This window comes from Pantoea anthophila, from assembly GCF_026104315.1.
GTDB lineage: Bacteria > Pseudomonadota > Gammaproteobacteria > Enterobacterales > Enterobacteriaceae > Pantoea > Pantoea anthophila.
Genome location: NZ_CP110473.1, coordinates 3661532 through 3686318 on the forward strand (window position 1 = coordinate 3661532; position 24787 = coordinate 3686318).

Here is a 24787-nt window from a genome sequence, read left to right on the forward strand (position 1 = left end):
TTAGCGCAGAGACGCGATGCGAACACCTGCCGTCGCACCAGACGGCAGGTGAATTATTCGCGTTTCAGCCGGTTGCTGTTTGCCAGCCACAGCGTAATGACCAGCATCAGTATCGCCGCCGAGTAGCAGAGCGTATCGAAGGGATTTTTGTGGTCGACAATAATCAGGCGGATGATCGCCGTAATGCCGATGTAGACAAAATAGCGCAGCGGAAAGTGATAGCCGGACTGAAAGTACTTCACAATCAGGGCAATAAATTCGAAGTAGAGGAAATAGATCACGATTCCCTCAATCAGCAGATAGGAAGAGGCCTGCTCGCCGGTATTAAACAGCACGTTTGCCAGATGGATCGTCTCTTTGCCTAAAAAGACGATCAGGATGATCGCCAGACTCAGCAGGCCCACATTCAGCACCCATTGCAGTGCTGTTGCAAGGTGGCGGGCCAAAGGATTTTTGTCACTCATGTTGCGCCTTAAAATGGAGTTATCAGCGCGCATCATCATGCGCGAGTGTGATGTAAATCACAATAACTCCTCAGGCTTCGACATCCACACAGAGTGCATCATAGCGCCAGTATTCACAGTCGCAGTCGATCACCGCTTTTTGCTGATTGCGGTTGATGCGGGTGATCAGCAGGCCGGGGCTGCCGGTCGCCACATTCAGCGCAGGTGCGGCAACGTCCGGCAGCGGGCCGGGCAGAATGGTAAAGCGTGCGCCACCGTAACGAATACCGTAGCGCTGGTCATAGAGGTCGGTCAGGGAGCGCGTCAGATCTTCCTCCAGCAGGCCAGGGAAAAAGTGCGGATTCAGGTAGTGTTCCACATAGAGTACCGCGCGCCCATCAATGCGCCGCAGACGGCGGATGCAGTAGACCACCGAGCCGGAGGCCAGACCCAGTGCTGTCGCCACGGCGTCCTGCGCGGCTACCTCGCCAGCCGCAATAACCTCCGTCGTCGCCCGCCGCCCCTGCTCCGTCGCCATCGCATGAAAGTGGCTGTGGTGCAGCGGGTTGTAGACCAGCCGCGGCGGCGCGATAAACCAGCCCCGACGCAGCTCACGGTAGATCATCCCCTGCGCTTCCAGCTTGCCCAGCGCTTCACGCAGCGTGATCCGCGTGGTGCTGAAAGCCTCGCTCAGGGCGCGTTCCGCCGGCAACCGCCCGCTCTGAAACTCGCCATCCCGGATACGGCTCAGCAGTGCACTGGCGATCGCCTCCGCCGTTTTGAGTGCGATTGACTCCACAACAGTAGCCTCATTCTGGTGCGACTCCGCACTATAACTGTTCAGGTTAACGCGCCTGTGACGGGCGGATGACCCGGGTCTGCTGCCTTTCTTCCCCCGTATCGCGCGGTTCTGTCATAAATCGTTCATATACAGGGGCTACATTGGCTCGGTTCTTGCTGGACTAGACCAGTCAGGCCCCTCAACTTACACCCGGAGCAACTGAGATGAAAGCGTTTATCGCCTCTGTAGTAGCCAGTGCTGTAGTGCTTACCCTGCCCGTCGCGCAGGCCGCCGATAACGACCTCGCCGCGCTGGAAAAAGCGGCGCGCAGTGAAGGCCAGGTCAACAGCGTCGGGATGCCGGACAGCTGGGCCAACTGGAAGGAGACCTGGAGCGATCTCAACAGCAAATATGGCCTTAAGCACAGCGACACCGATATGTCATCGGCGCAGGAGCTGGCGAAATTTGATGCGGAGAAAGATAACGCCAGCGCTGACATCGGCGACGTCGGCGCGGCCTTTGGCCCCATCGCCGTGGCGAAAGGGCTGACGCAACCGTATAAACCGACCCACTGGGATCAGATCCCGGCCTGGGCCAAAGATAAAGAGGGTCACTGGGCGCTGGCCTATACCGGCACCATCGCTTTCCTGATCGACAAGCAGCAGGTTAAAGATATCCCCCACAGCTGGGCCGATCTGAAAAAAGGTAAGTATGTGGTTACTATCGGTGATGTCGGCGTGGCAGCTCAGGCAGCCAACGGTGTACTGGCGGCAAACTACGCATTAGGCGGCGACGAGAAGAACCTGAAACCGGCGCTGGCATTCTTTGCTGACCTGGCAAAACAGGGGCGTCTTGGCGTGACCGATCCGGTGATCGCCAACATCGAAAAAGGGGAAGTGCAGATGGCGGTGGTGTGGGACTTTAACGCCCTTAACTACCGTGACCAGATTGATAAAAGCCGCTACGAAGTGGTGATCCCCTCTGACGGTTCTGTGACTTCCGGTTACACCACCCTCATCAACAAATATGCGAAACATCCTGCCGCGGCAAAACTGACGCGCGAATATATCTTCTCAGACCAGGGTCAGATTAACCTGGCGAAGGGCTATGCCCGTCCGATTCGTGCCGAGCATCTGACGCTGCCTGCGGATGTTCAGGCTCGCCTGCTGCCGCAGTCAGAGTATAAAAATGCCCGTCCGGTTAAAGATCAGGCCGCCTGGGATAAATCGTCAAAAATGCTGCCGCGCCTGTGGCAGGAAAACGTCATCATCAACATGCAGCAGTAACCTGCGGCGGGGAGAGGAAATGAAGACTATCCTGGTGGTGCTGGATGGGCTGAGCAATCAGGTCGCACAACATGCAATGGGTTATCTGCATGCCGAATGTTCGCAGGGCAACGGCTTTTACTACCGTCTGACCTGTGAACTGCCCTCGCTGTCGCGGCCGCTTTATGAGTGCATCCTGACCGGCGTCCCGCCGGTCAGAAGCGGCATTATTCACAATGGCGTCAGCCGGTTAAGTCGCGAGCGCAGCATCTTTCACTTTGCCCGTGCGGCGGGCCTGACCACCGCGGCGGCGGCCTACCACTGGGTGAGTGAACTTTATAACCGCACCCCGTTTGTTCCGGCGCGCGATCGTCATACGGACGCGCCGGAACTGCCGATTCAGTATGGTCATTTTTACTCTGACGACAGCTATCCCGATTCGCATCTGTTTGAAGACGCAGAGAGCCTGCGGCTGCGTCACGATCCCGACTTCCTGCTGATCCACCCGATGAACATCGACGACGCCGGTCATAAATCGGGACTCTCCTCACCGCAGTACCGCAACCGGGCGCGCATCGCCGACGGCCTGCTGTCGCTGTGGATGCCGCTGTGGCTGGCCGAGGGCTATCAGGTGATGGTGACCGCCGATCACGGTATGAATGACGATCGCTCCCATGGCGGCATTCTGCCTGAGGAGACCACGGTGCCGCTGTTTGTCTTTGGCCGGGCCTTCTCGCTGCAGCCTGATCTGGCACCGCAGCAGACCGATCTGTGCGGCACCCTGTGCGAACTGCTTGAGGTGCCGCATGACAAACCGGTCTGCCGCGGGCTGCTGGCGGAGCCACAGAGATGAGAAGAAAAGGCTTTGCCCTGCTGCTGCTGCTGCCGTTTGCCCTGTTCTGGGTCGCCTTTCAGCTGGCACCGCTGCTGTGGATCGCCATCAACAGCTTCTGGAGTGAGATGAACAGCCAGTGGGGCTGGGATAACTATCACGACATCCTGACCTCGCCCTTTTATCAGCAGGCGTTTCGTTTTTCGCTCGATATTTCGCTCTGGTCAAGCGTCTATGGATTAGTGATTGCGCTGGTTACCGGCTACTCCCTGCATCAGCTCGGCGGCGGGCGACTGCAGCGTTTCCTGCTCTCCTTTACCAACATGACCAGCAATTTTGCCGGTGTCCCGCTCGCCTTCGCCTTTGTGATCCTGCTGGGGCTGAACGGCTGTCTGACGCTGCTGCTGCGTCACTACGGGCTGATTGAGAGCTTCCGGCTCTTTTCGCGCAACGGCATGGTGCTGGTCTACACCTGGTTCCAGATCCCGCTGGGCGTGCTGCTGCTCTACCCGGCGTTCGACGGACTGAAGAAAGAGTGGCAGGAGTCAGCGGCTCTGCTGGGGGCCAGCCGCTGGCACTACGGGTGGCACATCGCCCTGCCGATTCTGTTTCCGGCGCTGCTTGGCACCTTTGTCATTCTGCTGGCGAACGCGCTGGGGGCGTACGCCACCATTTATGCCCTGACTACCGGAAACTTTAACGTGGTGCCGGTGCGCATCGCCGCGCTGGTCTCCGGGGATATCTCGCTGGACCCCAACACCGGCAGCGCGCTGGCGATGCTGCTGGTGGCGATTATGGCGCTGATCACCCTGGTGCAGCAGTATCTGGTGCGCCGCAGCTATCTCAACGCGAAACAGCCCTGAAGGAGCCGTCATGTCATCTGCTGAGCGCCTGTATCACCGGATAATGGTGGGGGTACTTTTTCTCCTGCTGGCCCTGCCGCTGGCGGCCACGCTGCTCTACGCGATCGCCTCTGACTGGAGTAATACCATTCTGCCGCAGGGCTATAGCCTGAAGTGGTTCATCCAGCTCTGGAGTGACCCGCGTTTTCTGACGGCACTGGGCCATTCCCTGCTGATTTGCTTTGGTGCGCTGCTCTTCTCGCTGCTGCTGGTGCTGCCTGCCATGTTTGTAATCGCTTACTACTATCCACGGCTGGATGCGGTGATGAACATTCTGATCCTGATGCCCTTTGCCGTACCGCCGGTGGTCTCATCAGTGGGTTTGCTGCAGCTCTACTCTTCCTCCCCGCTGATGCTGACCGGCACACCGTGGATACTGATTGGCTGTTATTTCACCATCGCGCTGCCCTTTATCTATCGGGCGCTGGCGAACAATATGCAGGCCATCAACCTGAAAGAGCTGATCGACGCCGCGCAGCTGCTGGGTGCCAGCACCTGGCAGGCGGCACTCTGGGTGGTGCTGCCCAACCTGCGCAAAGGGATGCTGATTGCGGTTCTGCTCTCCTTCTCCTTTCTGATTGGCGAATTTGTCTTTGCTAACCTGCTGGTCGGCAACCGCTATGAAACCCTGCAGGTCTATCTCTACAACATGCGCAACGGCAGCGGTCACTTCACCAGCGCGCTGGTGATCTCCTATTTCTTTGTGGTGCTGCTGGTCACCTGGCTGGCTAACGCCCTGAATCCCGAACGAGGCTGAGTATGAGTTATCTTGAGGTCAGATCGCTGAATAAACGCTATGGACCCACCCCCATTTTCGAGGAGATCGATTTCAGCGCGGCAGAAGGTGAGTTTGTTACCCTGCTCGGCCCCAGCGGCTGCGGTAAATCGACGCTGCTGCGCTGTCTGGCCGGTTTAACCGGCGTCGACAGCGGCGAAATCCGGCTGGCGGGTCAGGATATTGTGCCGCTGGCGCCGCAGAAGCGCGCCATCGGTATGGTGTTCCAGAGCTACGCACTCTTTCCCAACATGACGGTAGAGAAAAACGTCGCGTTTGGCCTGAAGATGCAGAAGCTGCCCGACGCAGAGATCCGCCAGCGGGTGCCGGAGGTGCTGGAGCTGGTGGAACTCAGCGACTATGCGCGCCGTTATCCGCATCAGCTGTCGGGCGGGCAGTGTCAGCGCGTGGCTCTGGCGCGTTCGCTGGTGACGCGTCCGCATCTGCTGCTGCTGGATGAGCCACTGTCGGCGCTGGATGCGCGAATCCGTCGCCATCTGCGCGATCAAATCCGCCGCATCCAGCGCGAGCTGAACCTCACGACCCTTTTCGTCACCCACGATCAGGAGGAGGCGCTGACGCTCTCCGATCGTATTGTGCTGATGAACCGGGGTAAAATCGTGCAGAACGGCGATGCCGAAGCGCTCTACACCCAGCCGGCTGACCTCTTCGCCGCCGGGTTTATCGGTAACTACAACCTGCTCAGCGCTGAGCAGGCGACGCGGCTGACCGGCCAGCCTTTTCACAGCCAGGTAGCGATTCGTCCGGAATCGATGCAGTTCACGGCGCAGGGCCAGGGCATTCCTGCGGTCATCCTCAGCCACAGCCTGCTGGGCAACGTCATCCGCTACCGTATCCGGGCGCAGGATGTGGAACTTTCGGTGGATGTGCTTAACCGATCGGCGGCGGATTTGCATCCCGCTGGCAGTCAGATTGGTCTACAATTAGCGATGTCGACTTTGCGCCAGGTGGCTTAAAACACAGGAAAAAATCAGGCAAAGCACGGCAATCCCTTTTCACAGATTGCTCTCTCCGTCAGGCTGGCAGTCTGTGCTTTAAGCCTGACTCTGGAGGATCAACCCCCCGTGTTAACTCTGCTTAATTTACTCTCCGCTGTGGCCCTGCTGGTCTGGGGCACGCATATCGTCCGCACCGGCATCATGCGGGTTTACGGCGCCGATCTGCGCCGCGTCCTCAGCCGCAGCATAGAAAAGAAACCGATGGCCTTTCTGGCGGGCATTGGTGTGACCACGCTGGTGCAGAGCAGCAATGCCACCACCCTGCTGGTCACCTCCTTTGTGGCGCAGAACCTGGTCAGCCTGACCCCCGCGCTGGTAGTGATTCTGGGGGCGGATGTCGGCACCGCGATCATGGCGCGTATCCTGACGTTTGATCTCTCCTGGCTCTCGCCGCTGTTTATCTTTTTTGGCGTGGTCTTCTTTCTCAGCCGTAAGCAGACCCGAGCCGGACAGCTAGGCCGGGCCAGCATCGGACTGGGTCTGATCCTGCTGGCACTGCAGCTGATTGTTGAAGCCGCCCGCCCGATTACCCAGGCCGCCGGGGTCCAGGTGCTCTTCTCCAGCCTGACCGGCGATGTGATGCTCGATGCCCTGCTGGGCGCGGTCTTCGCCATTATCAGTTACTCCAGCCTGGCTGCGGTGCTGATCACCGCCACGCTGACCGCCACCGGGGTGATCTCTTTTAAGGTGGCGCTCTGTCTGGTGATTGGTGCCAACCTGGGCAGCGGCCTGCTGGCCCTGATCAACGCCAGCGGCTCCAATGCGGCGGGCAAGCGTGTGGCGCTCGGCAGCCTGCTGTTTAAGCTGATCGGCTGCGTGGTGATCCTGCCCTTTGTCGATATCGTGGCGACATGGCTGGATAAGCTGCCGGTGAACGATGAGGAGCTGGTGATCTTCTTCCACGTCTTCTACAACCTGGTTCGCTGCGTGGCGATGGTGCCCTTTGCTGACCTGATGGCGCGCCTCTGCCGTCGTCTCATCGCCGACGATGTGGACACCACTCTGCAGCTGAAACCGAAGCATCTGGACCGCAGCGCGCTGGATACCCCGGCGCTCGCCCTGGTGAATGCCGCCCGCGAGGCGCTGCGCATGGGCGACGTGCTGGAGCAGATGCTGGAGGCGTTTAATAAGGTGATGCATGGGGAATCGCGCGAGGAGCGCACGGTGCGGCGGCTGGATGATGATGTCGATGTGCTCTACACCGCCATCAAACTCTATCTGGCGCGGATGCCGAAAGAGGATCTGCCGGAAGAGGATTCGCGACGCTGGGGGGAAATCATTGAGATGTCGCTCAATCTGGAGCAGGCCGGCGACATCATTGAACGGATGAGCGGCGATGTGGCGGATAAGTCGCTGGCGGCGGGCCGCGCCTTCTCAGCCGAGGGACTGAAAGAGCTGGAAGGCCTGCAGGAGCTGCTGATTAGCAATCTCAGAATGAGTCTGTCGGTGTTTCTGTCGCACGATGTCACCAGTGCCAAACGGCTGCGCCGCGCGAAACATCGTTTCCGTCTGATGATTCGCCGCTACTCGCACGCGCACGTTGACCGCCTGCATCAGCAGAACGTGCAGAGTATTGAGACCAGTTCGCTGCACCTCGGTTTGCTCGGTGACATGAAGCGTCTCAACTCACTGTTCTGCAGCGTCGCCTATACCGTGCTGGAGCAGCCCGACGATGAGCGTGATTATGAATAAGCGCGCAGAGGAGGGAAACCTCTGCGCGCCATCGGTGTTACGGCTTCTTGATCGGCTTTCCGGACCAGTAGCCCGCCAGCAGTGAACCTGACAGGTTGTGCCACACCGAGAACAGCGCGCCCGGCAGGGCCGCCAGCGGCGAGAAGTAGAGCTTGCCCAGCGTCGCCGCCAGACCGGAGTTCTGCATCCCGACCTCCAGCGCCAGCGTGCGGCAGGTTGACTCATCAAAGCCAAACAGCTTGCCTCCCCAGTAACCGCCCAGCAGACCAATGGCGTTATGCAGGATCACAGCGGCGATCACCATCAGGCCCACCGATCCGATAAAGCTCTGACTGCCCGCCACAACTGCGCTGATGATCAGCAGAATACAGATCATTGAAAACGCAGGCAGCCAGGGCTCGACCCGGCGAACCACGCTGTTCATGCTGTGATGAATGATCAGCCCGAGGCTGATCGGGATCACCACGATTTTCACGATGCTCAGCAGCATCCCCACCACATCCACCTGAATATGGGTGTCCACATAAAAGCGGGTCAGCAGCGGCGTGGCGAATACGCCCACCAGCGCCGAGACGGAGGAGATCGTGACCGACAGCGCTACATCCCCCTTCGCCAGATAGATCATCACGTTGCTGGCAGTGCCGCTGGCGACGCTGCCGACCAGAATCATCCCCGCGGCGAGATCGGGCGGCATATGGAACAGTTTTGCCAGCGTCCAGGCGGCTAACGGCATCACCAGATAGTGCAGAAAGGTACCGGCAATCACGGGTGCGGGGCGGGTCAGCACGCGTTTAAAATCGTCAATATTGAGCGTCACGCCCATGCCAAACATGATCAGCATCAGCAGATACGTGACCCACGGCCCGATGCCAAGAAACGTTCCGGGTGAGTAATACGCGGCGACAGATAACAGCACGGCCCAGAGCGGGAACAGGCGGGTTAAAGTGGCGAGCATGGCCAGACTTCCTTATAAGAGTGTTGTGTTTTATGCAGAGTTGCCCCTGAAGCACGCCATACAGGAACGACTGCTGACGCGGGCGGGATCATAACATTTCGTTATCACGACGTAAGGCGAAGATGCGGCGGGGCGGGAAAATGCGGATCGACTGCTGCCGATCCGCTGCAAATCGACGAAATTACGCTGCTTTATCCTCTAAACTGCGGTAGATCACACCACCCACCACACCACCGATAACCGGCATCAGCCAGAACATCCACAGTTGTGAGAGTGCCCAGTCCCCCTGGAACAGGGCCACTGCCGTGCTGCGAGCCGGGTTGACCGAGGTGTTGGTCACCGGAATCGTCACCAGATGAATCAGGGTTAACGCCAGGCCAATCGCGATCGGCGCAAAGCCTTTCGGTGCGCGTTCGCTGGTCGCCCCCATGATGACGATCAGGAAGATGGCGGTCATCACGACTTCGCTGATCATGCCCGCCTGCAGGCTGAAGCCGCCCGGCGAATGCGCGCCGTAGCCGTTCGCCGCGAAGCCGCTGGCGGCGGCACTGAACTCGCCTCTGCCGCTGGCGATCAGCCAGAGCACCGCGCCAGCCGCAATGCCACCCGCCAGCTGCGCGAGGATGTAAGGGATAGCCTGCGCCGCGGGAAAACGTCCGCCTGCTACCAGGCCCAGGGTGACCGCCGGGTTAAAATGACCGCCTGAAATGTGTCCGACCGCATAGGCCATGACCAGCACGCTCAACCCGAACGCCAGCGCCACGCCCAGAAAGCCAATGCCCAGCTGCGGAAACGCGGCAGACAGCACGGCACTCCCGCAACCGCCCGCCACCAGCACAAAGGTGCCCAGCGCTTCTGCGATTAACCTTTTCATGATATTTCCTGTGATTGGGTGAATGGATTTTGCGGCGGGATTATAAAACTGCGCAGACGGATCGCAACGCAAGTGCATGAAATGGCGGGATAAAATGGTTGCCATTTGGCAACAGGGAATAATAACCCTTTGTAAAAAGGGGATTTATCCGGGATGAGGTAACGCGGGGGAAAACCGGCCAGGGTGACCCGGCCGGACGCTTTCTCAGGCCGCGCTGAGGCGGCCTGAGAAAACAGAGAGGCTTACTCGAACAGATTGCGGTGCAGCGTACGCACCACGCTTTCTGCATCGTTGCCCGGCACCAGGAAGCAGAGGTTGTAGCTGCTGGCACCGTAGCAAATCATGCGCAGGTTGAACGGGTCGAGCACACCAAACACCTCTTTGCCAACGCCGCAGGCTTTAGAGAGCTGGTTGCCGATAATCGCCACCAGCGCCAGATCTTCTTCTACTTCTACCCGGCAGAGCGACGAGAGTTCCGTCAGCAGCGCCTGGGTCAGCAGGCTGGCACTGGTAGAGGTGGAGCCGGTGGTGTCGAGCGTCAGCGCCACGCTCACTTCCGAGGTGGTGATCAGATCGACCGAGACGTTGTGGCGCGCCAGAATGTTGAACAGTTCGGCGAGGAAACCAAACGTATGCAGCATGTTCAGGCTGTGCAGCGTTAACAGCGTCTGCTTACGGCGCAACGCCAGCGCCCGGAACAGCGGCGGGTTGCGGGTTTCGTTGCAGACGCGGGTTCCTCCCGCGGCCGGATCCTTGCTGGAGCCGACAAAGACCGGGATACCGCGGCGTACGGCGGGCAGCAGCGTGGCCGGATGCAGGACTTTCGCGCCAAACGTCGCCATTTCAGCGGCTTCTTCAAAGGTGATTTCATCAATACGCTTCGCGGTCGGCACCACGCGCGGATCGGTGGTGTAGATACCCGGCACATCGGTCCAGATATCCACGCGCGCCGCGTGAAGGGCTTCGCCGAGCAGCGCTGCGGTGTAATCACTGCCGCCACGGCCTAACGTGGTGGTGCGCCCTTCACTTTCACTGCCGATGAAGCCCTGGGTCACAACCAGCGCCTGCGCGATGCGCGGCTGCAGCTGCTCCGTCGCCTGCGTTGCCAGCACGTCGACGTCCGGTACAGCCCGGCCAAAGCGATCGTCGGTGCGCAGCACTTTGCGAACGTCAAACCACTCCGCATTGACCTGGCGTTCACGCAGAATTTCAACAAACAGCAGGGAGGACATGAGCTCGCCGTGACTGACCAGTTCATCGGTCAGGGCACTTGAGGTGGCCAGCGAAGCGGCTTCGGAGAGCATACTGATATTGTCGATCATCCGATCGATTTCATCGCGGATCACATCCGGACGCTGCAGACGATCCACAATGGCATACTGGATACGGCGGATATCATCAAGCAGAACGGCACGCTGGGCAGCGGGCTGGCCTTCAGCCAGCGAAACCAGCAGATTGGTGATGCCCGCCGAGGCGGAAAGCACCACCAGACGGGTGCTGGCATCCTGCAGCACCACATCAGCGCTGCGATTCATCGCTTCAAAATCAGCGACGCTGGTGCCGCCAAATTTTGCCACAATCAGTGTTTGAGACATGTAGTAGAACCTCGTGTCAGGTTATCTTGTTCCCGCCATTGAGAAAGGGGTCGGGAAACATTCTTTCAGCCAGGCACAAGGAAAGAGCAGAAACGGGCAGACCAGATCGGGTAGACGAGTCACCCAGAAGCGCCCCACCTTGCGAAACGTCGACTGCACGTTTCTGGTGACAACCCAGAGGATTCAGCCCCTGTAGCCGACAGGCAACACACCGCGTGCTGACCCACCTCGGCGTCGCTCCCCATCATGTGTTTTCGCCGGATACGGTTCCTCCAACACACTGCCTGGGCGACGCGCCTCTTCTGGCTTGCGCACAGGTGCGCAAGTAGGCGCATACATTTAGCCTTTTCTGGCCCTGCTGTCAATGTCAGCATGGCTGGCGCGCCGCATCAGAAAACAAATCTGCCTGCGCCACAGCGTCTAGAGTGCTGGGTGGGTTCAGTCCGACGCGCCCTTTTTTCTGCGAAGCTTAATGGGTTCAGTCGTTGCATTCATTCCTGATTCGGCACAACGTTTTGTATGGCCTTTCGCGTCACACTCGGTCGGACGTTGTCACTGCCCTCTCCGGCTGTTCGCGCCAGTGAATGCTGGCGACAGGATGCGGGCTTTCCGCTCCCCTGCCCGGAGCGCGCTGACAAAATTTTTCCTTTCAGTTACAACTGTGGTCATACTGAAACGCTAAACGGGGTCGATGTGACCCGATGGGATGACGGTTCTTTTTATCAACAAGAGTGTTGCCATGAAAAATATCAATCCGACACAAACCGCAGCCTGGAAAGCGCTGCAACAGCATTTTGAGCAGATGAAATCGGTGGAAATTGCCGATCTGTTTGCTGAGGATGCCGATCGTTTTGCCAAATTCTCTGCCACCTTTGATGATCAGATGCTGGTGGATTTCTCCAAAAACCGCATCACCCAGGAAACCCTCGATAAGTTACAGGCTCTGGCGAGAGAGACCGATCTCAGCGGTGCCATTAAGTCTATGTTCTCGGGTGAGAAGATTAACCGGACCGAAGATCGTGCGGTGCTGCACGTCGCGCTGCGTAACCGCAGCAACACCCCGATTCTGGTGGATGGCAAAGATGTGATGCCGGAAGTGAACGCGGTGCTGGATAAGATGAAAGGCTTCTCCGAGCGTATCATCAGCGGCGAGTGGAAAGGCTATACCGGTAAAGCGATTACGGACGTGGTAAACATCGGTATCGGCGGCTCCGACCTCGGCCCGTTCATGGTGACTGAGGCGCTGCGCCCGTATAAAAACCACCTGAACATGCACTTTGTTTCTAACGTTGACGGCACCCACATCGCCGAAACGCTGAAAGATCTCAGCCCGGAAACCACCCTGTTCCTGGTCGCATCGAAGACCTTTACCACGCAGGAAACCATGACCAACGCCCACAGTGCGCGTGACTGGTTCCTGAAAACGGCTGGCGATCAGCAGCACGTGGCGAAACACTTTGCGGCGCTCTCCACCAACGCCAAAGCGGTGGGCGAGTTTGGCATCGACACCAACAACATGTTTGAATTCTGGGACTGGGTAGGCGGTCGCTATTCGCTCTGGTCTGCCATCGGCCTGTCGATCATTCTCTCTATCGGTTTCGATAACTTCGAGCAGCTGCTGAGCGGCGCGCACGCTATGGATCAGCACTTCGCCTCGACGCCTGCTGAACAGAACCTGCCGGTGCTGCTGGCGCTGATTGGTATCTGGTACAACAACTTCTTTGGTGCCGAAACCGAAGCGATCCTGCCTTACGACCAGTACATGCACCGCTTTGCGGCCTATTTCCAGCAGGGAAATATGGAGTCAAACGGCAAGTATGTGGATCGCGACGGTCACCCGGTGGACTACCAGACCGGTCCTATTATCTGGGGCGAACCGGGCACCAACGGTCAGCATGCGTTCTATCAGCTGATCCATCAGGGAACCAAGCTGGTGCCGTGCGACTTTATTGCACCCGCCATCAGCCATAATGCCCTCGCCAACCACCATCCGAAGCTGCTTTCCAACTTCTTTGCGCAGACCGAAGCGCTGGCCTTTGGTAAGTCACGCGACGTGGTGGAGAAAGAGTTTACGGATGCCGGTAAATCTGCAGAGTCCGTGGCCCATATCGTGCCGTTCAAAGTCTTTGAAGGTAACCGCCCGACCAACTCTATCCTGCTGCGTGAGATTACCCCATTCAGCCTGGGTGCGCTGATTGCCCTGTATGAACATAAAATCTTCACTCAGGGTGCCATCCTGAATATCTTCACCTTCGATCAGTGGGGTGTGGAATTAGGGAAGCAACTGGCGAACCGCATTCTGCCGGAACTGGAAAATGATGAACAGATTACCAGTCATGACAGTTCCACTAATGCCTTAATTAATCGCTATAAGTCCTGGCGTTAATCGGCTTTAAATTAATCAGGCGGCACATTTGCCGCCTTTTTTTGTCTCTGTTTACGCCCTGTCTGGCGCTTTATGGATACACAGACCGTCACTGGCGCGGGAAAATTCCGAAAGTCACCTAAGACAATTCTGAACATTGCCGGATCATACCCGCCAATACCCAGTATAAAATGGACCTGAAAAGTGTCGTTACCCTGGGTTAACCCTTGATTCATAATCCTATTTAATTTTAGCAATCCTGAGTAAATTCTGATTATTCTTATTCCGTACCAGATATTAATAAAAGAGAACATTACGCTTTGCAATTCTTTAACCCGCAGCGAAATATCTGGCATCAGGCCGAAATACTCCGATATAAAAGGCGGTTATCTCCAATCCGACTGATTAAATCACGCCATCACCTCCCCCGCAGCCCTGGTTTTTATAGCGCTGAACTCTGATATTTTGTTGCCCTATAATGAACGCGCCCGCAATGGGACTGCCTGTCGCTCTGGTCATAGCTTGTCTGTATAGCCAGGGTCGTCAGGCGGAGATCCTTCATTCACTCAATGCAGGAAACGTTGTTATGAAAAAAACTATGGTTGCCGGTGCAGCCCTGATCCTCGTTGCCGCCTCATCCAGCGCCTTTGCCGCGCCGGAAGAAGCGGGTTCCGCAGCTGGCGCGCAGGCGGGAGCAATCTCGTCCGGCACGTCGACCGCTGTCGGTATCGGTGCGCTGGGCGCGCTGGTCGGGATCGGGATCGCCGCTTCTGGCGGTGGTGACGGTGCAAATACCGGTACAACAACCACAACCACGACGAGCACAACTCGTTGATGGAAACCCGAAACGCGTCTGATTGCTGACCGGTGACTCACGGGCAACGCTGACGTTTCAGCGACGCCACACAGTCCGCCGTTTTGCCGCCAGACGTAACGGGCAGAGCACCTTTAAACATAACCACACGTCTGTGTGGTTATTTTTACTTTGGCATGACTTATCAGGGACACACAGTGCGCCAACTTCCTCTGCTGCTCGCTTGCCTGCTGCTGCAGGCCTGTACACAAACGCAAAAAGGTCTTGAACAGACCCTGCTGCTCGCGGTTAACGGTCCTGACGACGTCACCGTAACCGATCAACAGGTCAACAATCTGCCCTACGCCAGTCTCTATGCCCGGCTGAATGAGGGACCGCGTATTTTCGTGGTGCTGGGCTACAACGAGAATGGTCAGCAGAAATGGGTGACTCAGGATCAGGCGATGCTGGTCACACAGCATGGGCGCCTGGTAAAAACCCTGGGCTTACCGGATAACCTGCTGAGCGTCAGCAATCTGCAGCAGGACCCGCTGGCTGCCCCCCTTCACCTCAGCAATGGCGCAGGCTGGACCCGCATCGTGCAGTGGACCGAACAGGGCAAGGTTCGCGGCGCGACCGTGCGTTCCACCTTTGCGCGCGGCACCGATGAAGTCCTGACCCTCGCGGGCAACCGCATTCCCTGCCGCGTCTGGCATGAGCAGGTGAGCATCGACAGCAGTAACCGCACGTGGGAAAACACCTTCTGGATCGATAACAGCAGCGGCGATGTGGTGCAGGCCCATCAGATGCTGGCGGCAGATGCCTTCCCTGTAGACACCACTATTCTGAAGCCGGCGAAATCATGAAAAAAATAACATTTTTGCTGGCCGGGCTGAGCCTGCTCAGCAGCGCAGGCGCGCAGGCGACGGCGCAGGTGATTGTCCACGCACCGCATAATGGCGGTCAGGCTGAACTGAGCCAGATTGCCGATCTCGCCCAGCTGGTGACGCTTCCTCCGCTGCAGGCGAACACGGACTGGCGTCGTACTTTTATTGCCGAGCGCGGTGCCAGCGCCGTGGCACAGCAGCACTATCAGCAGACGCTGGGCGAGCTGCGCGCGTGGCGTGCCGACAGCAGTGGCGACCGGGCGGCGGCCATTGATGAGGTGATCCGCCAGCTGAGTGCGATCAGGGTAACAGGCCGCCAGTTTACCTCGCTCGACCCGGACTGGATCCGTCTGCATCCGGCAGACAACCGTCGTCTGGAAGGCAGCTATGACCTCTGGCTGCAAACCCCGTCCGATTCCGTGCTGCTGCTCGGCGCGCTGAGTGGGGCAGGCAAAGTGAGCTGGCAACCGGGAAAATCCGTACGTGACTATCTTGCGGAGCATTCGTTACTTTCCGGGGCAGAACGCAATTTTGTTACGGTGATTGCCCCGTCGGGTGCCACGCAGCAGGTGCCGGTAGCGTACTGGAATCATCGCCATGTGGAAGTGGAGCCAGGCAGCATTATCTGGCTCGGCTTTTCATCGTGGAGCCTGCCAGGCGCCTATGAAGATCTCAACGATCGCCTCCTCTCCGTACTGACTCACCGGATACCAGACTGATGAAAAAACGTTATCTCTTCAGCCTGCTGGCTGTTTCCGTGGCGGCAGCCTGTCAGGCGCAGGCTGACACCTGGCCTGCGCCGGTGGGACCTTCACAATCTGATTTTGGCGGCGTGGGCCTGATGCAGGTGCCGACCGCGCGCATGGCCAGAGAGGGGGAGTTCAGCCTCAATGCCCGCGACAACGATCAGTATCGCTACTACTCCGCATCGCTGCAGCTCTTCCCGTGGCTGGAGACGACCGTGCGTTACACCGACGTGCGTACCCGCCAGTACAGTGCGGTCTCTGAATTCAGCGGCACGCAGAGCTATAAAGATAAAGCCTTCGACCTGAAACTGCGTCTGTGGCAGGAAGGATTCTGGCTGCCGGAAGTGGCGGTCGGCACCCGCGATCTCGGCGGCACGGGCCTGTTCGACAGCGAATATCTGGTGGCGACCAAGGCCTGGGGGCCGTTCGACTTTACGTTCGGTATCGGCTGGGGCTATCTCGGCAACAGCGGCACGGTGAAGAACCCCTTCTGTTCCTACAGCGACAGCTACTGTCAGCGTCCACGGGTCGGCGAAGCGGGTTCCATCAACGGCTCGCAGATGTTCCACGGTCCGACGGCGCTGTTTGGCGGTATTGAGTATCAGACCCCCTGGCAGCCGCTGCGCCTTAAAATGGAGTATGAGGGGAACGACTATCAGAATGACTTTGCTGGCCGTCTGGAGCAGCGCAGCAAGCTGAACGTCGGGGCGATTTACCGTGTGACCGACTGGGCGGATATCAACGCCAGCTACGAACGCGGCAACACTTTTATGTTTGGTGTTACCCTGCGCACGAACTTTAACGATCTGCGCCAGGCGCACATCGACAGCGAGAAGCCCGCCTACAATCCGCAGCCGCAGCCGCGTCTGCTAGAGCCGACCGTGGTGGGGAATCAGCTTACCGACCTGAAATATAACGCCGGTCTCGATGGCCCGCGTATTCAGACACAGGGGCATACGCTCTATGTCTCCGGTGAGCAGACCAAATATCGCGATACCCGCGAAGGCGTCGATCGTGCTAACCGCATCATCATGAATCATCTGCCGGACGGCATCGACACCATCAATGTCACCGAGTCGCGCTTCAATATGCCGCAGGTCACCACGGAAACGCAGGTCGCCAGCCTGCGTAACGATCTGCAAGGCTATCCGCTGGGCCATGAGCAGCCGCTGCAGCAGACGCGCAAAGATCCGGTCGATCCGGGCACTACTGAGCAGGGGATGTTTATCCGCAAAGATCGCCTGAATTACAGCCTGTCACCGGTGCTGAATCAGTCGGTAGGCGGCCCGGAGAGTTTCTACATGTATCAGGTCGGCGTGATGGGTAACGTCGATTACTGGCTGACCGACCACCTGCTGGTGGGGGGCAGTCTGTTCGGCAACCTCGCCAACAACTACGATAAGTTCAACTATAACGGCGCACCGGCCGACTCATCGCTGCCGCGCGTACGTACCCACATCCGCGACTACGTCGAGAATAACGTCTACGTTAACGATCTGCAGGCCAACTATATGGGCCACCTTGGTAACGGCTTCTATGGTCAGGTCTACGGCGGTTATCTGGAGACGATGTATGGCGGCGTGGGCGGCGAGGTGCTCTATCGTCCGGTTGATGCGAACTGGGCGGTGGGCGTCGATGCCAACTACGTCCGGCAGCGTGACTGGGACAACATGATGCAGTTCAACCGCTATAAAGCCTCAACCGGCAACCTGACCGGCTACTGGCGTCCGTGGTTTATGCAGGATGTGCTGGTGAAAGCCAGCGTCGGTCAGTATCTGGCGAAAGATAAAGGCGTGACGGTTGATGTGTCCAAGCGCTTTGACAGCGGCGTGATGGTGGGAGTGTATGCCACGAAAACCAACGTCTCTTCGGAAGAGTATGGCGAGGGTGACTTCACCAAAGGCTTCTATATCTCCGTGCCGATGGATCTGTTCACCGTGACGCCAACACGCGGTCGCGCGCAGGTTAACTGGGTGCCGCTGACGCGCGATGGCGGTCAGATGCTGGGTCGTAAATACCAGCTGTATGATCTGACGTCCGATCGCGACGCGCGCTTTAACTAAGCAGAGGCGGCCTCGTTCAGACGGCGGCCGGACGTAAAGCGATGGGAGCATACGCCTGAAGCAAAGCATAGCGGGCCAGGGATGGCCCGCGCTGAGCCTGCCATGGATGGCGTTAAGGCGACTTTGCGCAAGGCGTATGCTCCCTGAGCCTGCTCTGCGGTAAGCGGGTGCACGCACAGGGAACCCGGTCAGATCGGAAAGGCGCTAATGCCAATCCCTGGCCGCTCGGCCCGCGCCGTCCCTGGCGCGGGACGCTTTCCTCTTCTGACCGGGTTCCCTGCGCATTGAGCTCATTCATTGCAGTAAGATTCACCCGGATTTAAATTTCCAGCTGTCTGAAGCGGCCTCCCGGCCGCTTTTTTACTCCTCGTCGTAGCCAAGATGCGGTGCCAGCCAGCGTTCCACTTCGCTGACCGACATGCCTTTGCGTGCCGCATAATCCTCCACCTGGTCACGCTGGATCTGCGCCACGGCGAAATATCGACTGTCAGGATGGCTGAAGTACCAGCCAGCGACGGCGGCGCCCGGCCACATGGCATAGGATTCGGTGAGCGTCATGCCGATCTGTTCTTCCACCCCCAGCAGCGTCCAGATGGCCGCTTTTTCGGTGTGATCCGGGCAGGCCGGATAGCCTGGCGCCGGTCGTATCCCCTGATAACGCTCGCGAATCAGCTCGTCATTGCTGAGATTTTCATTGGGGGCGAAGCCCCAGATCACCTTACGCACCCGCTCATGCAGATATTCGGCAAACGCCTCCGCCAGACGGTCCGCCAGCGCCTTCACCATAATCTTGTTGTAGTCGTCATGCTGCAGGTCATATGCCGCCGCCAGCGCATCCTCTTCCAGCCCGCCGGTCACCGCGAAAGCGCCAAGATAATCCGCTTTTCCCGCTGATTTGGGTGCCACGAAATCGGCCAGGCAGTAGTTTGCAAAGTCGGTTTTCTCTGTCTGCTGACGTAAGTGATGACTCACACACAAAACTTCATCGCGCCGCTCATCGCTATAGAGATGGATATCGTCACCGACCCGGTTAGCCGGGAAAATACCGACCACGCCCCGCGGTGTCAGCAGCGACTGCTCACTTAATCTGTCGAGCATCGCACTGGCATCGGCAAACAGACGCTGTGCCTCTTCACCCACCACCTCATCGTCCAGAATGCGGGGATATTTGCCCGCCAGCGACCAGGTCATAAAGAACGGCGTCCAGTCGATATAGTGGCGCAGCGTGTCGATACTGGCCTCAACCTGACTGACGCCAGGGCGATGTGGCACCGGTGGCGTGTAGTTTTCCCACGCGGTCAGGCTGGCGTTATCGCGCGCTGCCTGCAGCGACACCGGCGGCGTGCGCGGTTTTTTGCGTGCGTGCTGGATGCGCACGGTTTCATACTCCCGTCGGGTCCGGGCAATAAAATCGGCTTTCAGCGTGTCGGAGAGCAGCGATGACACCACGCCGACGGTGCGTGAAGCGTTCTGCACGTAAACCGTCGGACCGCTGTAGTGCTGCTCGATTTTGACGGCGGTATGCGCCTTTGAGGTAGTCGCGCCGCCTATCAGCAGCGGCAGCGTAAAGCCCTGACGCTCCATCTCCTTCGCCATGTTAACCATCTCATCCAGCGACGGCGTGATCAGGCCCGACAAGCCGATGATATCCGCATCGACTTCCCGCGCGGTTTTCAGGATCTTCTCCCCTGGCACCATCACGCCCAGGTCGATAATTTCGTAGTTATTGCACTGCAGCACCACGCCAACAATATTCTTTCCGATGTCATGCACATCCCCTTTCACCGTGGCCAGCACGATTTTGCCGTTGCTGCGCCCGGCCTCTTTACTGGCCTCGATAAAGGGTTCCAGATACGCCACTGCCTGTTTCATGACGCGTGCCGATTTCACCACCTGCGGCAAAAACATTTTGCCTTCGCCGAACAGGTCGCCGACCACACTCATGCCCGCCATCAGCGGCCCTTCAATAACCTCTATCGGGCGGGACACCTGCTGGCGCGCCTCTTCGGTATCCTGCTCAATAAACTCCGTTATTCCTTTAACCAGCGAATATTCCAGCCGCTTAGCTACCGCCCAGCCGCGCCACTCCGCCAGCTGTTTCTCCTGCGCGCCGTCACTTTTGCCGCCACGGTACGTTTCCGCCAGCGCCAGCAGCCGCTCGGTGCCCTCTTCGCGCCGGTTGAGGATCACATCTTCGACGGCATCACGCAGTTCAGCGGGCAGATCGTCATAGATAGCCAGCTGGCCAGCGTTGACAATCCCCATCCCCATGCCGTTGCGGATAGCGTGATAGAGGAACACGGCGTGGATCGCTTCGCGAACCGGTTCGTTGCCGCGAAAAGAAAATGAGACGTTGGAGACGCCGCCCGAGATCATCGCATGGGGCAGTTCACGCCGGATATCTTCGCACGCCCCGATAAAGTCCATCGCGTAGTTGTTGTGCTCCTCTATGCCGGTCGCCACGGCAAAGATATTGGGGTCAAAGATGATATCTTCCGGCGGGAAACCGACTTCCTGTGTGAGGATCTGATAAGCCCGGCGGCAGATCGCGATCTTACGGGCGCGGGTATCCGCCTGCCCCACTTCATCAAAGGCCATCACCACCATGGCAGCGCCGTAGCGCCGCACCTGACGGGCATGATGGATAAAGGCCGCCTCGCCCTCCTTCATCGAAATCGAGTTAACGATCCCTTTGCCCTGAATGCACTGTAACCCTTTTTCAATCACTGCCCATTTCGAAGAGTCGATCATCACCGGCACGCGGGCGATATCGGGTTCGCCCGCAATCAGATTCAGAAAACGCACCATCGCTGCTTCAGCGTCGAGCATCCCTTCGTCCATATTGATGTCGATAATCTGCGCGCCGCTCTGCACCTGCTGCAACGCGACGTCCAGCGCCTCGTGATATTTCTCTTCTTTAATCAGTCTTTTAAATTTTGCCGAGCCTGTGACGTTGGTGCGCTCCCCGACGTTCACAAACAGTGATTCGGCGCTGATGTTAAGCGGCTCCAGACCGGAGAGACGACAGGCCACCGGAATAGCCGGTGGCTTCCGCGGTGCGACGCCTTCAACAGCGGCGGCCATGGCGGCAATATGCTGCGGCGTCGTGCCACAGCAGCCGCCAATAATATTCAGGAAGCCGGCACGGGCCCATTCCCCCATCTGCCGGGCCATCACTTCCGCATCAAGATCATATTCGCCAAACGCATTGGGCAGACCCGCGTTGGGGTGCGCGCTGACGTAGCCCTCAGCGATGCGCGACAGCTCCGCCACATACTGACGCAGCTCATCCGGGCCGAGCGCACAGTTCAGGCCAAAAGAGAGGGGTTCTGCATGACGCAGAGCGTTATAAAAGGCTTCGGTGGTCTGGCCGGAGAGCGTCCGCCCGGAGGCATCCGTAATCGTCCCGGAGATCATCAGCGGCAGCGTCACGCCCAGCGCCTCCATCTCGCTCTGCACCGCATAGACCGCGGCTTTCGCATTCAGCGTGTCGAACACTGTTTCAATCATGATGAGGTCAACACCGCCCTCCACCAGCGCGCGGGTCGACTCCCGGTATGCGTCCACCAGCTGACTGAAGGTGACGTTGCGGAAGGCGGGATCGTTTACATCGGGCGAGATAGAGCAGGTGCGGTTAGTCGGGCCCAGCACGCCCGCCACAAAGCGCGGGCGATCCGGCGTTTTCGCCGTCCACGCATCGGCGCAGGATCGTGCCAGCCGGGCCGCTTCACGGTTGATTTCTGCCGAGAGGCTTTCCATGCGGTAATCTGCCATCGCAATCGACGTGGCATTGAAGGTGTTGGTTTCGAGGATGTCAGCGCCTGCGGCCAGATAGGCGTCGTGGATCTCGCGGATCACCGCCGGCTGACTCAGCACCAGCAGATCGTTGTTGCCTTTGAGATCGCAGGACCACTCGGCGAAGCGGCTGCCGCGAAAATCCGCCTCTTCCAGCCGGTAGCGCTGGATCATGGTGCCCATGGCACCGTCCAGCACCATAATGCGTTGTGCGAGCTGCTGATATAACGCGTCGATTTTCGTGCTCACCGTTGCCCCACTCACGTCAGTCTGCTGGCGAAAAAGCCTGTTTTTCATTCTGGCACAAGCTTAACTGGCGACAAAGTCACCTTATGCGGGACGGATAACGATCGCGGGCTGAGAGGTCTGACCAGAAAAGCAGCGTTTGCAAACGTCACGATTAAAACGAAAATGATTTCCACAATGCAAAAGAGGAGTTTCCCATGGCAACGCCGGTTCCCGCTAAGCGCGGCAAAAAACCCCGTAGCACACCTGTCGCCGCACCAGCGGGCGGTCAGGTCCAGTCGCTGACGCGCGGCCTGACCCTGCTGGAGCTGATTGCCGATTCACACGGCAGCGTGGCGCTGACCGAACTGGCCCAGCAGGCGGGCCTGCCAAACTCCACCACCCATCGCCTGCTCAGCACCATGCAGCAGCAGGGTTTTGTCCGTCAGGTGGGCGACCTGGGTCTGTGGACTATCGGCGCACACGCCTTTGTGGTCGGCAGCAGTTTTCTGCAAAGCCGTAACCTGCTGGCGCTGGTGCACCCGGTGCTGCGCAGGCTGATGGAGCAATCCGGCGAGACGGTCAATCTGGCGGTGCTGGATCTCAGCGATCATCAGGCCGTGATCATCGATCAGGTGCAGTGTACGCAGCTGATGCGGATGTCTGCGCCGATTGGCGGCAAGCTGCCGATGCACGCCTCCGGTGCCGGCAAAGCGTTCCTGGCACATCTGGGCGATGAGCAGGTCACGGCGCTGTTGCATCAGAAGGGCTTGCACTACTACACTGCGAAGACGCTCATGTCGCCGCAGAGCCTGAAGGAGAATCTGGCGCAGGTGCGCAAAGCGGGCTTTTCCTTTGACGATGAAGAACATGCGCTGGGTCTGCGCTGTGTCGCCGCCCCCATCTATGACGAACATGGCGACGCCTTTGCGGCGCTCTCCATCTCCGGCCCGATTGCCCGCATGACGGATGACCGCATTACTGAACTCGGCGCGCTGGTCATCCGCGAGGCGCGACAGGTTACGCTGGCGTACAGCGGTCGTTAACGGTTTCTGCCGCGTAGCAGACGCTGAAACGCTGTGTCTGCCGCCAGGCAATCACCTCTTCCACATGGCCCTGAGCGATGCGCTGCTGCTGAGCGCGCCACCAGCCGGGGTCAAAAAGTTCCGGATGCAGTTGCAGCAGCAAGGCGCCGGTCGCGGCTTCGCTGCATAACGCATAGCGGAAAGTCTCCGGAAACACATCGTCCGGTCCGACGCTGTACCAGGGCTCTGCGCTGAGTTCATCTTCCTCATAACGCGCGCGCGGCACCTCCCGGAAGTTCAGTTCGAGCATCGGGCGGATCTCATCGTAGTCATAAAAAATGACCCGGCCATGGCGGGTGATGCCAAAGTTTTTAAACAGCATATCGCCGGGAAAGATATTGGCGGCCGCCAGCTGCCGGATGGCGTTGCCATACTCCTCGATTGCATGATGCCGCTCTGCCGCGCTGGCCTGCGCCAGATAGAGATTAAGCGGCTGCATCCGTCGCTCCAGCCACAGATGACGAATAATCAGACGGTCGCCCTGGATCTCCACTTTTTCTGCCGCACAGGCGTTCAGCTCAGCCAGCAGCGCCGGTGAGAAGCGCGCCAGCGGCAGCGCAAACTGCTCAAACTCCTGCGTATCGGCCATACGTCCCACGCGATCATGCTCTTTGACCTGCTGATAACAGGCGCGCACCTGCGCTTCCGTCACCTCTTTCTGTGGCGCGAAGCGATCCTTAATCACCTTAAACACCCGATCAAACCCCGGCAGCGTGAAAACCAGCATCACCATGCCGCGCACGCCAGGCGCGATCTCAAAGGCCGCATCACTCTCTGCCAGCGCCTGAAGATATTCACGGTAGCTTTCCGTTTTGCCATGTTTCTGGCAGCCAATCGCCCTGTACCGTTCCGCCAGGGTTTTGCCTGGCAGAATCGGTTGCAGCCAGGCGACCAGCGCAGCAGGCACCGGGGCATAGACCATAAAACAGGCGCGGGCGAACCCAAAGACAATGCTGGCGTCATTCACATCGGTGAGACAGGTGTCTATCCAGAGTTCGCCGGCGTCAGTGCGCTGAATCGGCAGCAGACAGGGAGCGATGCCTTCCGGCAGATGCAGGCGCGCCACCAGCCACGCGGTTTTGTTGCGATAAAAAAGCTCACTGCTGACCTCAAGCCAGCCCTGATCCAGACCGGCAAAGTGCGACGTCAGGTGACGGACAATCCAGCCGACATCCCGGGCGCGATGCTGCCACGGCAGGGTCAGTGGTAAATCGGCCAGAGCCTGATCCACCACGGCCCGCCAGCCTCTGTCCGGCAGATAACGTCGCGACAGGGGCCGCAAAGGGGTGACCGGCGTAGCCTGGGATTGAGAGCTGAAGATAAACAGGCGCTCCGGCTGCAGATCGGCATGGCCATGTAACCGGCAGTAGACGGAGTTAAAAAAGCTTTCGGCAATCTCATGCCGCGGGTAGCCGGGAAGCAGGCTCTGATAGTGTTCCTTGATCCGCAGCCAGAATGCCTGATCCCAGTCTGCCGCGCCGTTCAGCACCCGCAGCTGGTCAGCAACCAGAGAGACATGATGGTCGTAGAGGTGGATGCGAGCCTTCATGGCGTGCTGCACCGCCTGCCACTCCGCCTGTTCAAACCGCTGCTGCGCCCCGGCGGTGATATCCAGAAAGCGGCCATACTGCGCATCTGAACCCTGCAGAATCGTGAGGGCGATTAAAGATTCACGTGGCGGCATAATCAGCTCCG

General features: G+C 58.7%; 19 protein-coding genes and 1 riboswitch. Of the genes, 12 read left to right on the forward strand and 7 right to left on the reverse strand.

Annotated elements, in window-relative coordinates:
- Positions 1–53 precede the first annotated feature (53 nt).
- Together psiE and OJ965_RS19595 are read right to left on the reverse strand one after the other, a co-directional pair.
- On the reverse strand, positions 54–464 hold the full coding sequence (gene psiE / locus OJ965_RS19590) for a phosphate-starvation-inducible protein PsiE (protein WP_009092619.1): 411 nt from the start codon (positions 462–464) through the stop codon (positions 54–56).
- 70 nt (positions 465–534) lie between these two features.
- Positions 535–1242: a UTRA domain-containing protein gene (locus OJ965_RS19595; RefSeq protein ID WP_265137528.1), complete on the reverse strand. Its 708-nt coding sequence runs from the start codon at positions 1240–1242 to the stop codon at positions 535–537.
- Positions 1243–1448: 206 nt separating this feature from the next.
- On the opposite strand from OJ965_RS19595, the gene OJ965_RS19600 reads away from it, so the two are divergent.
- The 6 genes from OJ965_RS19600 (at position 1449) to OJ965_RS19625 (ending at position 7709) form a co-directional block, all read left to right on the forward strand.
- On the forward strand, positions 1449–2510 hold the full coding sequence (locus tag OJ965_RS19600) for an ABC transporter substrate-binding protein (RefSeq protein WP_009092621.1): 1062 nt from the start codon (positions 1449–1451) through the stop codon (positions 2508–2510).
- Between the two features lie 19 nt (positions 2511–2529).
- A complete protein-coding gene (locus tag OJ965_RS19605; RefSeq protein ID WP_111208879.1) occupies positions 2530–3342 on the forward strand; it encodes an alkaline phosphatase family protein in 813 nt (270 codons plus the stop codon).
- Positions 3339–4184, forward strand: a complete 846-nt coding sequence (locus tag OJ965_RS19610; protein WP_009092623.1) for an ABC transporter permease — start codon at positions 3339–3341, stop codon at positions 4182–4184. Before OJ965_RS19605 ends, OJ965_RS19610 begins: the two co-directional genes overlap by 4 nt.
- 10 nt (positions 4185–4194) lie before the next feature.
- Complete coding sequence (locus OJ965_RS19615; protein WP_111208881.1) at positions 4195–4980, forward strand: ABC transporter permease; 786 nt, start codon at positions 4195–4197, stop codon at positions 4978–4980.
- A gap of 2 nt (positions 4981–4982) precedes the next feature.
- Complete coding sequence (locus OJ965_RS19620; protein WP_265137531.1) at positions 4983–5975, forward strand: ABC transporter ATP-binding protein; 993 nt, start codon at positions 4983–4985, stop codon at positions 5973–5975.
- 108 nt (positions 5976–6083) lie between these two features.
- Positions 6084–7709: a Na/Pi cotransporter family protein gene (locus tag OJ965_RS19625; protein WP_111208883.1), complete on the forward strand. Its 1626-nt coding sequence runs from the start codon at positions 6084–6086 to the stop codon at positions 7707–7709.
- A 37-nt stretch (positions 7710–7746) separates the two neighbouring features.
- On the opposite strand, the gene panS is transcribed toward OJ965_RS19625, so the two are convergent.
- From panS to lysC, 3 genes are all read right to left on the reverse strand, one after another.
- The gene (gene panS, locus OJ965_RS19630) at positions 7747–8664 is read right to left on the reverse strand and encodes a ketopantoate/pantoate/pantothenate transporter PanS (protein WP_265137533.1); all 918 of its coding nucleotides are present in this window, start codon (positions 8662–8664) and stop codon (positions 7747–7749) included.
- A 181-nt stretch (positions 8665–8845) separates the two neighbouring features.
- Positions 8846–9538 carry an aquaporin Z gene (aqpZ, locus tag OJ965_RS19635; RefSeq protein WP_167428919.1) on the reverse strand — a complete coding sequence of 231 codons (693 nt, stop codon included), beginning with the start codon at positions 9536–9538 and terminating at the stop codon, positions 8846–8848.
- Between the two features lie 242 nt (positions 9539–9780).
- Entirely contained in the window at positions 9781–11133 is a 1353-nt protein-coding gene (gene lysC / locus OJ965_RS19640) for a lysine-sensitive aspartokinase 3 (RefSeq protein ID WP_167428920.1), read from the reverse strand.
- A 119-nt stretch (positions 11134–11252) separates the two neighbouring features.
- Positions 11253–11443, reverse strand: a riboswitch (Lysine riboswitch).
- Positions 11444–11872: 429 nt separating this feature from the next.
- On the opposite strand from lysC, the gene pgi reads away from it, so the two are divergent.
- The 5 genes from pgi to OJ965_RS19665 all read left to right on the forward strand — a co-directional run bounded on the left by pgi (position 11873) and on the right by OJ965_RS19665 (position 17987).
- The gene (pgi, locus tag OJ965_RS19645) at positions 11873–13519 is read left to right on the forward strand and encodes a glucose-6-phosphate isomerase (protein WP_265137537.1); all 1647 of its coding nucleotides are present in this window, start codon (positions 11873–11875) and stop codon (positions 13517–13519) included.
- A 565-nt stretch (positions 13520–14084) separates the two neighbouring features.
- Positions 14085–14333 (forward strand): exopolysaccharide production protein YjbE, encoded by a 249-nt coding sequence (gene yjbE / locus OJ965_RS19650; protein ID WP_009092634.1) that lies wholly within the window; start codon positions 14085–14087, stop codon positions 14331–14333.
- Between the two features lie 176 nt (positions 14334–14509).
- Positions 14510–15157, forward strand: a complete 648-nt coding sequence (locus tag OJ965_RS19655) for a YjbF family lipoprotein (protein WP_009092635.1) — start codon at positions 14510–14512, stop codon at positions 15155–15157.
- The gene (locus tag OJ965_RS19660; protein ID WP_111208886.1) at positions 15154–15897 is read left to right on the forward strand and encodes a capsule biosynthesis GfcC family protein; all 744 of its coding nucleotides are present in this window, start codon (positions 15154–15156) and stop codon (positions 15895–15897) included. Before OJ965_RS19655 ends, OJ965_RS19660 begins: the two co-directional genes overlap by 4 nt.
- Positions 15897–17987 carry a YjbH domain-containing protein gene (locus tag OJ965_RS19665; protein ID WP_265137540.1) on the forward strand — a complete coding sequence of 697 codons (2091 nt, stop codon included), beginning with the start codon at positions 15897–15899 and terminating at the stop codon, positions 17985–17987. The genes OJ965_RS19660 and OJ965_RS19665 overlap by 1 nt, the downstream gene beginning before the upstream one ends.
- 360 nt (positions 17988–18347) lie before the next feature.
- On the opposite strand, the gene metH is transcribed toward OJ965_RS19665, so the two are convergent.
- Positions 18348–22031 carry a methionine synthase gene (gene metH / locus OJ965_RS19670; protein ID WP_265139296.1) on the reverse strand — a complete coding sequence of 1228 codons (3684 nt, stop codon included), beginning with the start codon at positions 22029–22031 and terminating at the stop codon, positions 18348–18350.
- Between the two features lie 194 nt (positions 22032–22225).
- On the opposite strand from metH, the gene iclR reads away from it, so the two are divergent.
- Positions 22226–23053, forward strand: coding sequence for a glyoxylate bypass operon transcriptional repressor IclR (iclR, locus tag OJ965_RS19675; RefSeq protein ID WP_046100998.1), 828 nt, complete (start codon positions 22226–22228; stop codon positions 23051–23053).
- Here iclR and aceK read toward each other — a convergent pair.
- Positions 23028–24776 carry a bifunctional isocitrate dehydrogenase kinase/phosphatase gene (gene aceK, locus OJ965_RS19680; RefSeq protein ID WP_154928667.1) on the reverse strand — a complete coding sequence of 583 codons (1749 nt, stop codon included), beginning with the start codon at positions 24774–24776 and terminating at the stop codon, positions 23028–23030. The two genes, iclR and aceK, sit on opposite strands and share 26 nt — an antisense overlap.
- Positions 24777–24787 lie beyond the last annotated feature (11 nt).

Bases quoted from the DNA above. Each gene is read 5' to 3' on its own strand.
- psiE (WP_009092619.1), bottom strand. From the start codon at position 464: ATGAGTGACAAAAATCCTTTGGCCCGCCACCTTGCAACAGCACTGCAA.
- OJ965_RS19600 (WP_009092621.1), top strand. From the start codon at position 1,449: ATGAAAGCGTTTATCGCCTCTGTAGTAGCCAGTGCTGTAGTGCTTACC.
- OJ965_RS19605 (WP_111208879.1), top strand. From the start codon at position 2,530: ATGAAGACTATCCTGGTGGTGCTGGATGGGCTGAGCAATCAGGTCGCA.
- OJ965_RS19610 (WP_009092623.1), top strand. From the start codon at position 3,339: ATGAGAAGAAAAGGCTTTGCCCTGCTGCTGCTGCTGCCGTTTGCCCTG.
- OJ965_RS19615 (WP_111208881.1), top strand. From the start codon at position 4,195: ATGTCATCTGCTGAGCGCCTGTATCACCGGATAATGGTGGGGGTACTT.
- OJ965_RS19620 (WP_265137531.1), top strand. From the start codon at position 4,983: ATGAGTTATCTTGAGGTCAGATCGCTGAATAAACGCTATGGACCCACC.
- panS (WP_265137533.1), bottom strand. From the start codon at position 8,664: ATGCTCGCCACTTTAACCCGCCTGTTCCCGCTCTGGGCCGTGCTGTTA.
- aqpZ (WP_167428919.1), bottom strand. From the start codon at position 9,538: ATGAAAAGGTTAATCGCAGAAGCGCTGGGCACCTTTGTGCTGGTGGCG.
- lysC (WP_167428920.1), bottom strand. From the start codon at position 11,133: ATGTCTCAAACACTGATTGTGGCAAAATTTGGCGGCACCAGCGTCGCT.
- pgi (WP_265137537.1), top strand. From the start codon at position 11,873: ATGAAAAATATCAATCCGACACAAACCGCAGCCTGGAAAGCGCTGCAA.
- yjbE (WP_009092634.1), top strand. From the start codon at position 14,085: ATGAAAAAAACTATGGTTGCCGGTGCAGCCCTGATCCTCGTTGCCGCC.
- OJ965_RS19660 (WP_111208886.1), top strand. From the start codon at position 15,154: ATGAAAAAAATAACATTTTTGCTGGCCGGGCTGAGCCTGCTCAGCAGC.
- OJ965_RS19665 (WP_265137540.1), top strand. From the start codon at position 15,897: ATGAAAAAACGTTATCTCTTCAGCCTGCTGGCTGTTTCCGTGGCGGCA.
- iclR (WP_046100998.1), top strand. From the start codon at position 22,226: ATGGCAACGCCGGTTCCCGCTAAGCGCGGCAAAAAACCCCGTAGCACA.
- aceK (WP_154928667.1), bottom strand. From the start codon at position 24,776: ATGCCGCCACGTGAATCTTTAATCGCCCTCACGATTCTGCAGGGTTCA.